This window comes from Sphingomonas sp. BRN-1R, assembly GCF_057748035.1.
In genome coordinates this window covers 1,225,627-1,238,088 of the sequence record NZ_CM173236.1, presented here as the reverse complement: position 1 = coordinate 1,238,088, position 12,462 = coordinate 1,225,627, and the positions used below count along the sequence as shown (strand labels likewise).

Below are 12,462 nucleotides of genomic sequence, written 5' to 3'. Positions count from 1 at the left end.
GGCATCTGTCCGGGACGGCCCGGCCTTTCACCAAGGGAGGGCCGCATGCCCTGGATTGCGTTGACCATCGCCGGCCTGCTCGAGATCGTCTGGGCCTATTTCATGAAGCAATCGGCCGGGTTCACGCGGGTATGGCCCTCGGTGGTGACGGTGGTGGCGATGATCGCGAGCTTCAGCCTGCTCGGCTATGCGATGCGCAGCCTGCCGCTGGGGAGCGCGTACATGATCTGGACCGGCATCGGCGCGCTCGGCTCGTTCGTGCTGGGGATCGCGCTGCTGGGTGAAGCGGCGACGCCGGGGCGGCTGCTCGGCGCGGGGTTGCTGCTGGCGGGCCTGCTGATCCTGAAGGTGGCGTCTTAGAGCAGCGTCACCGCTCGCCCCGAACGATGGCGTGGCTAGACTGTGCCTTGGGCACGGAGAAGCCCTGAACAGCCCAGCCAAGTGAAGGCGCCTCAACACGATGGGTTGGAAGGAAAAGCTACGCCGCGAACGGCAGCATGAACTGTCTGGCGGTGAGCGGCCAGCGCCGCAACACCTCGTGACGCCCTTCGCCGTGATGACTGATGACCAACAACAGCTCGTCGACCCGCCAGACGATCGGGGCGATGACGACGTCCGGGACGAACGGAGCATCATAGGCGAGCGAAACGTGCGGCTGCGCGGTGCTCGATAGGATCGGCACGCCGCAGTTACCGAGCCGCCGCACCAGCGTGTGTCGTACGGCACGCAGACCACTCAGGCCCTTGCTGCCTATCAGCATGTTCCGTTGGATTCTGTCGAATTGCACGCGACAGGGTTCGATCCTGAGCGACGTTACCGCCTGATCGATCTGCGCGAAGGTTGTCGGCGCGATGCCGCCACTGTCACCGAACCGGGCGAGCGTAATGTGGAACCGCTCGGGCGCGTAACGCGGATCGATACCCCGCGCACGCCGCTCGCGATCGACCAGACGCGCAACTTCCGGTGGCGGCTTTGCGAAGATGTAGAGCGGACGGGGCTCGGCTGTCGCCTCAATGAAAGTCATGGCTCTTCACCGGGATCACCGTTTGCTTCTCCCGGTAATGCCAGTCGATCCTCCCGCGCTTCCACTCGGGGTCGCGCGGGTCGATCGTGCCACCGTGGGTCGCGCCGTCGCCGGGCATGGTGAGGCGCGGCCAAGTCTCTCCAGGCAGGTCGATCTCGCCGATCTGGCCGAGCAGCCCGGTCAGATCGACCACGCGATCGGCGACGACGTGGATCACCAGCCCCTCCTTCTGCACGCGCCCGATGATGCTCACCATCGTCGCGCTCATCACCGTGCGGCGCTGCGCCTCGAACCGATCGGGCCACAGGATGCCGTTGGCGATGCCCGTCTCGTCCTCGATGGTGATGAACAGCACGCCCTTGGCGCTGCCCGGCCGTTGCCGCACGAGGATGATCCCCGCCACCTCGACGCGCGCGCCGTCCTTGATGTGCTGGAGATCGCCGCACCGCCGGATGCCGCGCCGCGTCAGTTCGCCGCGCAGGAAGGTGAGCGGATGCGCGCGCAGCGAGAGTTGCGTCGCGCGGTAATCCTCCACCACCTCGCGCCCGGCGGTGAGCGGCACGAGCGCGACCGCCGGCTCCGTCCCCATTCGGGCATCCGCCGCCGCGAACAACGGCAGCGGCTTGGCGCCGAGCCCGCGCACCGCCCAAAGCGCCTGCCGCCGATCGAGCCCAAGCGCATGAAACGCATCCGCGCGTGCGAGCTTGTCCAGCGCGAGCGTCGACAGGCCGGTGCGCCGCCAGACGTCCTCCACGGAGATGAAGGGAGCAACCTCGCGCGCCATGGCGACCTTACCGACATCCTCGCCAGACAAGCCCGAGACGATCCGCAAGCCCAGCCGAAGCGGCGCCAGTCCATTCGCTGGCGCCTCTACCAACACCGTATCCCAATCGCTCGCGTTGATGCACGGCGGCAGCACCTCCACGCCATGTTCGCGCGCATCGCGCACGATCTGTGCGGGCGCGTAGAAACCCATCGGCTGCGCGTTGAGCAGCGCGGCGCAGAACACGTCCGGATGATGATGCTTCATCCAGCACGAAGCATAAGCGATCTTGGCGAAGCTCGCCGCGTGGCTTTCGGGAAAGCCGTAGCTCCCGAACCCTTCGATTTGCTTGACGAGCCGTTCAGCGAAGTCTTGGGTTATGCCCCTGCGGCGCATCCCCTCGATGAGATCGTCGCGAAATTCCCCGACGCCGCCCGTGTATTTGAACGTCGCCATCGCCTTGCGCAACTGGTCCGCCTTGGTCGGCGAAAAACCCGCGCCGACGATCGCTACCTGCATCGCCTGTTCCTGGAACAGCGGCACGCCCAAAGTCTTCTGGAGCACGCTCTTCAGCTCGGGACTGGGATAATCAATCGTACTCTTGCGTCCTGCCAGCCGGTCGGCGCGCTCCTGTTCGCGACGTTTCAGGTAAGGGTGCACCATGTCGCCCTGAATCGGCCCAGGCCTTACGATCGCGACTTGGATCGCGATGTCGTAGAAGTTCTCGGGCTTCATGCGCGGCAGCATCGACATCTGCGCGCGGCTCTCGATCTGGAAGACGCCGAGCGTGTCGGCGCGCCGGATCATCTCGAACACGTCCGGATCGTCGATCTGCATTTCGCGATCGGCGAGCGTGAGGCGCTGCCCCTTGTGCGCGTGCAGCAAGTCGAAACAGCGCCGCATACAGCCCAACATACCAAGGCCGAGAATATCGACCTTCATGAAGTGCAGATAGGCGATGTCGTCCTTTTCCCACTCGATGACGCGGCGGTCGACCATCGCCGCCGGTTCGATCGGCACCAGATCGTCGAGCCGGTCGCGCGTCAGCACGAAGCCGCCGGGATGCTGCGACAGGTGGCGGGGCGTGCCAATCAACTGCCCTGCCAGATCCAGCGCAAGCGCGAGGCGCGGTTCGGTCTTGTCGAGATTGAGCGCCTCGACATGCTTGTCGGGGACGCTTTCGCTCGACCAGCCCCACACCTGCCCGGCGAGCGCGGAGGTCATGTCCTCGGGCAGGCCCAGCGCCTTGCCGACCTCGCGGATGCTGCCGCGCGAGCGGAAACGGCTGACCACCGCGCTCAGCGCCGCACTCTTGTGTCCGTAGGTGTCGTAAATCCATTGGATCACCTCCTCGCGGCGTTCATGTTCGAAATCGATGTCGATATCGGGTGGCTCGCCGCGATCCTCGGACAGGAACCGCTCGAACAGCAGTTGATGCTTGACCGGGTCGATCGAGGTGATCTTCAGCACAAAGCAGATCACCGAATTGGCCGCCGATCCGCGCCCCTGGCAGAGGATGTGCTGGCTCACCGCATATTGCACGATCGAATGCACGGTGAGGAAGTACGGCGCATACTGCCAGTGCTTGACCAGCTTGAGCTCCTTGGTGAGCAGCTTCCGGTAGCGCTCGCTCGGTCGCGGCCCACGCACCTTTCCGCGCGCGAACCATGCGTTGAGAGCCCGCCACGCCATCTTTTCGAGCGCCTTTTGCGGCGTATGCTCGCGCATCACGCGCTCTTCGGGATATTGGTAGCGCAGTTCCCGCAACGAAAAGGTGCAGCGCTCCGCGATCGCCGCGCTCGCCGCGATCGCGTGCGGGAAATGGCGGAAGCGGCGCGCCATTTCGCCCGGCGGCTTGAGGTGCCGGTCGGCGCTGCGTTCGCGGCGGAAGCCGAGTTCGTCGATCGTGCATTTCTCGCGGATCGCGGTGACGACATCCTGCAACATCCGCCGCTCGGGCAGGTCGTACAGCACGTCGCCGGTGGCGAGCGGGGTGAGCCCATAGCGGCGCGCGGCGCGGTCGAGCGCGTGGAGGCGTACCGCATCGCCGGGGCGGCGCAATTGCGTGAGGCAGACGTGGCCGCGCGCGCCGAACACGTCCGCCATCCAGCGCAGATCGACCGGTTCGGCGCCGGCAAGACCGGGCACCAGCGCCGCCACCAGCCCGTCCGAATAAGCGGCGACATCGTCCCAGTGGAGGAAACATTGCCCCTTCTCGCTTGCCTTGCGATCGGCGCGGCTCTTGCCGAGCGTGAGAAGGCGGGTGAGCCGGCTCCAGCCGGCGCGATCCTCGGGCCAGACCAGCAAAGACGCACCGTCGACCAGATCGAGCCGGCAACCGGGGATCGAGCGGATCGTGACACCCGCCTTGGCAATCTCGTCGCACGCATAGAGCGCCTGCACGACACCCGCGACCGAGTTGCGATCGACGATGCCGAGTGCCGGCAGGCCGAGATTGGCCGCGACCTCGAACAATTGCTTTGGCGACGCGGCCCCGCGCAGGAACGAATAATGCGTCGTCACCTGGAGTTCGCAGTACGTCACCCGAACGCACCGTGCATGAACCAGGCGAGATCGCCGGTTTCCTTGCGCTCGCCGTCGCCGCGGCGGAACAGCCAGAAGCGATGGCCGGCCTCGTCCTCGACCTGGAAATAGTCGCGCACCACCTGCGCCTCGGCGGCGCGCTGCCACCATTCGCCGAGGATGCGCTCCGGTCCGTCGGCGCAGACGACGCGGTGCGTCTCGCCTCGCCAGGTGAAGCGGTGCGGCGGCTGATCGGGCAGTTCGGCGATGACATGGTCGAGCGGCTCGGGCCGGCGCAGCAGCCGCGCCGGGCGCGGCCAGCGCGGATGCCAGGGGTGGAGATCGACCCCGCGATCGAGCCGCCGTACGTCGTCTGCCTTCAGACGTGCGCCCGCGCGCGGCGCTTGCGCGAGCGGCGGCGCGTGAGCAAGCGAGCGTTCGGGCACGTCGCTCTCCACCGCCTGCATCCGCCACAGCCGCGCATCGCCGATCCGGTTGGCGAGAGCATCGACCAGCGGCGCGATATCGGCGGGCATCTCCTCGAGCCGTTCGTCGATCGGTTGCGCGGCGAGGCGATCGGCACGGCGGACGTGGAGCGCGAGCGCGTCGATGCCGTAGCCCGGCGCGATCTCGGCGATGCGGCGGGTGATGAGCCGCAGCATGTGCGCGCCGTCGCGGCTCGGTCGGGCGAGACCGATCGCAAGGTGCTGCGGCACGCCGTCGATGCGATCGGCGATCAGGTCGATGGCGCGCGCGCCCTTGCCGGCTTGCGCCAGCGCGGTGACGAGGCGCGGCATCAGCACGCCCAGCCAGTGTTCGATCGCCTCGGCGGTGGCGATCGGCTCGGCGAAGCGCTGTACCACCCCGATCGGCTCGGGCGGGATGACCGGGTCGAGCGGTTCGGCAACCCGCCCGCTCGCCTGATCGAGCCGCGCCAGCAGCGCATCGCCGAACCGCCGCGCGAGCGGGGCCCGCGGCAGCGCGGCAAGCCCACCGACCGTCTCGACGCCGAGATGGACGAGCGCGTCGATCGCTTCGGGTTCGAGCCGCAGCGCCGCGAGCGGCAGCGAGGCGATCGTGTCGGTATGCGCGCCAGGCGGCACCACCACCCACCCTGCGCCGGGGCCGCTGTGTTGCGAGGCGGAACGATTGCCCGACGCGGAGCGGCCCCGGCCTACGCCGGGGCGACGATCGGCACCGAACCGCGCCATCGCCCAGGCCGCGCCCGCGGTATCCGCCACCGCCACCCGCGCGGTGAAGCCGAGCCGCGCGAGCAGCCGCACGATCCGCGCCGCCATTCGCGCCTCGCCACCGAACAGATGCGCGGTGCCGGTGATATCGAGGAACAGCCCGTCTGGCCCCGACAGCGCGGCAAGCGGCGTCCAGCGTCGCGCCGCCGTGATGGCGAGCCGCAGCAGATCGGCGGCATCACCCGCCGGATCGGCATCGCGGATGTCGAGATCGGGCACCAGCGCGCGCGCCTGCGTGATCGCCATGCCCGGAGCGAGGCCGAGCGCGCGCGCCGCCGGGCAGGCCGCCGCCACGACGAGACTGCCGCCCTGCTTGATGCGGGTGACGAGCGGGCGGTCTGCGCCGCTTTCCCGAACCCGGCGCCCGATCGCTTTCGGGGGAGCGATGTCGCGCAGCTTGGGTCGCTGCAACGTCTCGCGGCCAGACGAATCGGGGTGAGCGGGGGCGCTGCGCGAGTCGGGCCCGAGCGACTTCGGCACCGATCCGGCCGGGCGGAACGGGTTGCCGCCGGTCGCCTCGTCGGGACGCATCGCGCGGAACGGCGGCGGGGCTGCTTCGCTGCGTCGGCCCATCTCGCGCACTGGCGGCCGCTGGTGTGCGGGCATGGCGGCGATCTGCGCGTCGATCTCCGCGCGCGCGTCGCCCTTCGCCCAGCGTGCGCCGGGGCGCCAGCCGCCCCCGCGCGGGACCGAGCAGGTGATGGCGCGTTCGGCAGCGGCGGCTTCGACGAGCGAGGGGTTGGCTTGAGAGGAGGTGCCGCCCAAAACGGCCCCGCCACGGGCAAAGCCCGTGGCGTCGGACGGGGCTGCGCCCCGCCGGCCGGCTTTGTCGCTGTGCGAAATAGCTTCGCTATTTCGCCTCGCGACTTCAGCCTCACGCAGCTTCGACGTAGGTGTCGCGATCCGCGTCGACGTACGTGTAACGATCCACTCCATCCGACGCAGCCGTTCGATCGGCCAGTCGGGCAGGTAGAGCGAGGCGACCCGTTTCATCGCATGCCTCCATGATAGTTTCGAAAGGTTCGCCGCCGCGTTGGCGGACCAGCGCGACATGCCAGCAGGCCCGCCCTACCCCCTCTACTGGCAGCGGCACCGAGGGCGCGCTTCCGATCCGCCAGCGCGTCATCGCCGCAGACGGCACGTGCAGCGGGTTGCCGTCCTCGCGCGCGTGGCGTTTCAGCAACAGCGCGATGGTCTTGCCGCCCTCGGCGGCGAGTTGCAGCCGGCGTGTGCTGGGCAAAGCGGCGCGCTTGACCTCGCCGATCACCGCGCCGAGCCCGCGATGCCGCAGCCCCTCCTCCATCAGCGCGAGCACCTCGGCATCGTCCGCCGCCTCGGCATAGAGCACGCGATCCGGATCGAGTCCGGCCTGATAAAGCCCCGGCGCGAACAGATCGCGCCTGCGCACCACCCACAGCACCGGCCCCCAGGCACGCGCGGCGGCACCCGCCATGAACAAGGTGGCGGCGGCATCGTCGCTCGGTCCGGGGGTGGCGGCGGCGACTTCATGCAGCGAATCGAGCCGCAATCCCCCGCTCGCGATCCGCTCGTCGAGCGCCGCCACGCCGAACGGCAGCACCGGGCGACGCTTGTAGCCGTCGCCCTGGATCGCTCGCAGGCTTTCGCGCAATTCTGCTATGGTGGCTGACGACACGATTCGACTCGCTGCTGAATGTTCCTACTTTGTTCTTATCGACACGGCTGAGTCAACCACCTTTGGCGATCAACCGCTGGTCAAGGCTGTTGAAATATAATAACAAGGGTGCATAAGATCATTTCGGGCGCGAAACCCGATCGAACCCGCGGAGATGTGATGCCAAGCGACCGACAGGGCGCTAATCTGCCCCCCCTTTCGCTCTACGTGCCGGAGCCGCGTTTCCGGCCCGGCGACACGGTCGATTTCACGCAGGTCGTGCTGCCCCCCGCCGGTCAGGCGCGCCGCCCCGACACCGCTGACCGCGCGGAGGATTTCACTGACCTCGCTTATGATCTCGTTCGTGTGCTGGGCGACGATGGGCAGGCGGTCGGCCCGTGGAATCCGCGCCTCGACGCCGATACGCTGCGCGCGATGCTGCGCAGCATGGTGACGGTGCGCGCGTTCGACGAACGCATGTTCCGCGCGCAGCGGCAGGGCAAGACCAGCTTCTACATGAAGTGCACCGGCGAGGAGGCGGTCGCCGTCTCCGCCGCCTTTGCGCTCGATCGCGACGACATGTGCTTCCCGTCGTACCGCCAGCAGGGCTTGCTGATCGCGCGCGACTGGTCGCTGGTCGACATGATGAACCAGATCTACTCGAACCGGGGCGACCGGTTGCAGGGCAAGCAGTTGCCGATCATGTATTCGGTCAAGGATGCCGGCTTCTTCTCGATCTCGGGCAACCTCACCACGCAATATCCGCAGGCAGTGGGCTGGGCGATGGCATCGGCGGCGAAGGGCGACACGCGCATCGCCGCCGCATGGTGCGGCGAGGGTTCGACCGCCGAGGGCGATTTCCACTCGGCCTGCACCTTCGCATCCGTGTACCGCGCGCCGGTCATCTTCAACGTCGTCAACAACCAGTGGGCGATCTCCAGCTTCTCCGGGTTCGCCGGTGCGGAAGCGACCACCTTCGCCGCGCGGGCGATCGGCTACGGCATCGCCGGGCTGCGGGTCGACGGCAACGATGCGCTCGCGGTCTATGCCGCCACCGCCTGGGCGGCGGAGCGCGCACGCACCAATCAGGGGCCGACGCTGATCGAGCATTTCACCTACCGCGTCGAAGGCCATTCGACCTCGGACGATCCCGGCCAGTACCGCTCCGCCGGCGAGGCGAGCGCATGGCCGCTCGGCGACCCGATCACGCGATTGAAGGACCACCTCGTCGCGCTCGGCGAGTGGGACGAGGACGCTCACGCCGCGCAGGACAAGGCGGTCGCCGAGACCGTCCGTGCCGCGCAGAAGGAGGCGGAGGCCAACGGCATTCTCGGCCACGGCCTGCACCAGCCGCTCGACTCGCTGTTCGACGGCGTGTTCGAGGAGATGCCGTGGCACCTGCGCGAGCAGCAGGCGCAGATGCTGGCGGAAGAAGCGGCGAGCGGCCGTCCGTGGGCGCGCAAGTGATGGCCGCCATCGTCGCCCCGGCGCAGGCAGGGGCCGCCGCGTTTTGGTCGATCCGCCCGCAAAGCAACCCAGCGGCCCCGGCCTGCGGGTTCCCCGCAAAGTATTACTTTGCGGGGTGCCCCTGCGCCGGGGCGACGGTTTTGAGGGCATCTTCACGCCCCCTCAGCGTCACCCCAGCGAAAGCTGGGGTCTCTCGCGGTTCGCGCGCGCTTCGTAACGGAAAGATCCCAGCTTCCGCTGGGGTGACGCAGGTGATGAAGTGACCGACGTACCCGAAACCTCCACCACCCGCATGAACATGATCCAGGCGATCAACTCCGCCATGAACGTGATGATGGAGCGCGACCCCGCCGTCATCGTGATGGGCGAGGATGTCGGCTATTTCGGCGGCGTGTTCCGCGCGACTGCGGGATTGCAGGCGAAATACGGCAAGACCCGCGTGTTCGACACGCCGATCACCGAATGCGGCATCATCGGCGTCGCGGTCGGCATGGGCGCCTATGGCCTGCGCCCCGTCCCGGAGATTCAATTCGCCGATTACATCTACCCCGCGCTTGACCAGTTGGTGAGCGAGGCGGCGCGGCTGCGCTATCGCTCGGCGGGCGAATTCATCGCGCCGATCACGGTGCGCTCGCCGTTCGGCGGCGGCATCTTCGGCGGGCAGACGCATTCGCAGAGCCCCGAGGGCATCTTTACCCATGTCTCCGGCATCAAGACGGTGATCCCGTCGACGCCCTACGACGCCAAGGGCCTGCTGATCGCCGCGATCGAGGACAACGACCCGACGTTGTTCTTCGAGCCCAAGCGCATCTACAACGGCCCGTTCGACGGCCATTGGGATCGCCCGACGCAGAACTGGTCGCAGCATCCGGCGGGCGCTGTGCCCGAGGGCTATTACAAGATCCCGCTCGGCAAGGCGAACGTGGTGCGCGAGGGCGAGGCGCTGACCATCCTCGTCTATGGCACGATGGTCCACGTCGCCTCGGCCGTGGTGGCGGAAGCGGGCGTCGATGCCGAGATCATCGATCTGCGCACGCTCGTGCCGCTCGATATCGAGACGATCGAGGCATCGGTGAAGAAGACCGGGCGCTGCATGATCATCCACGAGGCGACACGCACCGGCGGCTTCGGCGCGGAACTGTCGGCCTTGGTGCAGGAGCGCTGCTTCTACCACCTCGAAGCGCCGATCGAACGCGTCACCGGTTTCGACACGCCGTATCCGCACAGCCTCGAATGGGCGTATTTTCCAGGGCCGGTGCGGATCGGCGAAGCGCTCAAGAAAGTGATGAAGGACTGACATGGCACGCTTCACCTTCAAGCTCCCCGATATCGGTGAGGGCATTTCCGAGGCCGAAGTGGTCGCCTGGCACGTTGCGGTGGGCGACCGCGTCGAGGAGGACCAGCGCGTCGCCGACATGATGACCGACAAGGCGACGGTCGAGATGGAGTCGCCGGTGTCGGGCGTGGTGGTCGAACTGGGCGGCGAGGTCGGCGATCAGGTGTCGATCGGCGCGGCGCTGGTGGTGATCGAAACCGAAGCGGCGGATTTCGACGCTGAGGAAGCGCCCGCGCTCGGGCCGATCGACGTGACGCCGCCGGCCGAGCAGGTGTTCGAGGCGGAGAATCCGGGTGTGGAGGAAGTGCTTGCGCCTGCCGCGCCCCCGTCCCCCGCTTCGCCGGTCCAGTCGGGGGACGCTGATGGCGAAGCGGAGCGCTCCACTACCACAGCCTCTGACACCGACTCCCGACCTACGCCGGGGAAGGCGGAAGCGGCGCAGGTGCTCGCCTCGCCCGCCGTGCGCGAGCGCGCCAAGGCGCTCGGCATCGATCTCCTGCATGTGAAGCCCGCCGAGGGCGAGCGTCTCCGCCACGCCGATCTCGATGCGTATCTGCGCTACGGTTCGGCACAGGGCTATCACGCCCCGCACACTTCGCACGCGCGCGCCGACGAGACGGTGAAGGTGATCGGCATGCGCCGCCGCATCGCCGAAAACATGGCCGCGTCGAAGCGTGCCATCCCGCACTTCACCTATGTCGATGAGATCGACGTGACGGCGCTGGAAGACATGCGCGCCGACCTCAACGACAATCGCGGCGACCGGCCCAAGCTGACCATGTTGCCGCTGCTGATCGCGGCGATCTGCAAGACGATCCTCGCCTTCCCGATGCTCAACGCGCGCTATGACGATGAGGCGGGCATCGTCACGCGCCACGGCGCGGTGCATCTCGGCATGGCGACGCAGACCGATGCCGGGTTGATGGTGCCCGTCATCCGCGACGCGCAGGACAGGAACGTGTGGCAACTCGCGAGTGAGATTGCGCGACTGGCGGAAGCGGCGCGCACCGGCAAGGCGGCGAGCAACGAACTGTCGGGATCGACGCTGACCGTCACGTCGCTGGGGCCGCTCGGCGGAATCGCGACGACACCGGTCATCAACCGCCCAGAAGTGGCGATTATCGGCCCCAACAAGATCGTCGAGCGGCCTGTCTTCAGGGGCGACGATATCGTGCGCGCCAAGCTGATGAACCTGTCGATCAGTTGCGACCACCGCGTGGTCGACGGCTGGGACGCGGCGAGTTTCGTGCAGGCGCTCAAACGCTATCTCGAAACGCCGGTCCTGCTGTTCGCGGACTGAAACGCTGACGACCGCCCGCTCGGCGCGGACGGTCGTCGTTGGCTATGCCGCCCCGGTAACACCCCCGGGGCGGCGCAAGCGCAAGCCGCTTATAAGGAGCGGCGGCCGGTGATGAGCTGGAAGATCACCACGATCACGGCGATCACGAGCAGAAGATGGATCAGCCCGCCGCCAATGTGCACGGCAAAGCCGAGCAGCCACAGTACGACGAGAATGACGGCGATTGTCCAAAGCATGTGCAGGCTCCCTCTTGTAACAAAGTATGAACGTCGCGAGGGGCCGGAGCGTTCCGCATCCGTGACAAAAGCCTAAGTCACCCGGCGAGCAGTTTCTGGACGCGCGCCGAAATCCGCCGCACCGCGCCGCGCGGCAACAGCCCGACCGACCCCGCCATCACCGCATTCGCCGCGCCCGACACTTTGATCGCGCGGCCCCGCGCAAGCGCCTTCATGCCGTCGCGCACCACGCTTTCGGGATCAGCGGCATTCTTGTCGAAGAAGCCGCCCGCGCGCATGCCGGCGACCTCGGCGAACTCGGTGCGGGTCGGCCCCGGGCAGAGCGCCGTCACCCGCACGCCATCCCTGCGCACTTCCTCATGCAGCGCTTCGGAGAAGCTCAGCACGAACGCCTTGGTCGCATAATAGACCGCCATGCCCGGTCCGGGCTGGAACGCAGCGGTCGAGGCGATGTTGAGGATGCCGCCCCGCCGCATCGCGATCATGCCCGGCAGCACGGCATGGGCCAGCTCGACCAGTGCGCGACAGTTGAGGTCGATCATCGTCGCCTGCACGTCGCCCTCGCTCTGCGCGAACGCACCGCGCACGCCGAAGCCGGCATTGTTGACGAGCGTATCGACCACCAGCCCGCGCGCGGCGATCTCGCGCATCAGCCCCGTCACTGCATCGGCCGCACCCAGATCGCAGGCGATCACATGCGCGGCGGTGCCACGCGCGGCGATCGCCGTCGCCAGCGCCGCGAGCCGGTCGGCACGGCGTGCGACGAGGATCACGTCGTGGCCCGCAGCCGCCGCGTCCCGCGCGAACAATGCGCCAAGCCCGGCCGATGCGCCGGTGATGAGCCAGGTATCACGTGCCATCGTCTCGCCTCCTACCCACGCGCGCATGTTGCAACAACGACACCATGATCGAAAAGCCCAGCTGCACGAT

Annotated in this window: 10 protein-coding genes; 4 read left to right on the top strand and 6 right to left on the bottom strand. The window is 67.9% G+C overall.

The window, feature by feature from the left end:
* The first annotated feature begins 45 nt into the window (after window positions 1–45).
* Window positions 46–360, top strand: coding sequence for a DMT family transporter (locus AC3ANX_RS05605; protein WP_488336033.1), 315 nt, complete (start codon window positions 46–48; stop codon window positions 358–360).
* Window positions 361–478: 118 nt separating this feature from the next.
* Here the strand turns inward: AC3ANX_RS05605 and AC3ANX_RS05600 are convergent, their stop codons facing one another.
* The 4 genes from AC3ANX_RS05600 to AC3ANX_RS05585 form a co-directional block, all read right to left on the bottom strand.
* Window positions 479–1,024 carry a 2'-5' RNA ligase family protein gene (locus AC3ANX_RS05600; RefSeq protein WP_488336032.1) on the bottom strand — a complete coding sequence of 182 codons (546 nt, stop codon included), beginning with the start codon at window positions 1,022–1,024 and terminating at the stop codon, window positions 479–481.
* A complete protein-coding gene (locus AC3ANX_RS05595) occupies window positions 1,011–4,331 on the bottom strand; it encodes an error-prone DNA polymerase (protein ID WP_488336031.1) in 3,321 nt (1,106 codons plus the stop codon). The genes AC3ANX_RS05600 and AC3ANX_RS05595 overlap by 14 nt, the downstream gene beginning before the upstream one ends.
* Entirely contained in the window at window positions 4,328–6,325 is a 1,998-nt protein-coding gene (locus tag AC3ANX_RS05590) for a Y-family DNA polymerase (protein ID WP_488336030.1), read from the bottom strand. The genes AC3ANX_RS05595 and AC3ANX_RS05590 overlap by 4 nt, the downstream gene beginning before the upstream one ends.
* A gap of 109 nt (window positions 6,326–6,434) precedes the next feature.
* Entirely contained in the window at window positions 6,435–7,214 is a 780-nt protein-coding gene (locus AC3ANX_RS05585) for an ImuA family protein (RefSeq protein ID WP_488336029.1), read from the bottom strand.
* Window positions 7,215–7,373: 159 nt separating this feature from the next.
* Here AC3ANX_RS05585 and AC3ANX_RS05580 point away from each other — a divergent pair, with 159 nt between their 5' ends.
* The 3 genes from AC3ANX_RS05580 to AC3ANX_RS05570 all read left to right on the top strand — a co-directional run bounded on the left by AC3ANX_RS05580 (window position 7,374) and on the right by AC3ANX_RS05570 (window position 11,296).
* Window positions 7,374–8,660: a thiamine pyrophosphate-dependent enzyme gene (locus tag AC3ANX_RS05580; RefSeq protein ID WP_488336028.1), complete on the top strand. Its 1,287-nt coding sequence runs from the start codon at window positions 7,374–7,376 to the stop codon at window positions 8,658–8,660.
* A gap of 292 nt (window positions 8,661–8,952) precedes the next feature.
* The gene (locus tag AC3ANX_RS05575) at window positions 8,953–9,957 is read left to right on the top strand and encodes an alpha-ketoacid dehydrogenase subunit beta (RefSeq protein ID WP_488336892.1); all 1,005 of its coding nucleotides are present in this window, start codon (window positions 8,953–8,955) and stop codon (window positions 9,955–9,957) included.
* Window position 9,958: 1 nt separating this feature from the next.
* Complete coding sequence (locus AC3ANX_RS05570; protein ID WP_488336027.1) at window positions 9,959–11,296, top strand: dihydrolipoamide acetyltransferase family protein; 1,338 nt, start codon at window positions 9,959–9,961, stop codon at window positions 11,294–11,296.
* Window positions 11,297–11,385: 89 nt separating this feature from the next.
* On the opposite strand, the gene AC3ANX_RS05565 is transcribed toward AC3ANX_RS05570, so the two are convergent.
* The gene (locus AC3ANX_RS05565) at window positions 11,386–11,532 is read right to left on the bottom strand and encodes a lmo0937 family membrane protein (RefSeq protein ID WP_488336026.1); all 147 of its coding nucleotides are present in this window, start codon (window positions 11,530–11,532) and stop codon (window positions 11,386–11,388) included.
* 77 nt (window positions 11,533–11,609) lie between these two features.
* The gene (locus AC3ANX_RS05560) at window positions 11,610–12,392 is read right to left on the bottom strand and encodes an SDR family NAD(P)-dependent oxidoreductase (protein ID WP_488336025.1); all 783 of its coding nucleotides are present in this window, start codon (window positions 12,390–12,392) and stop codon (window positions 11,610–11,612) included.
* Between the last annotated feature and the right edge of the window lie 70 nt (window positions 12,393–12,462).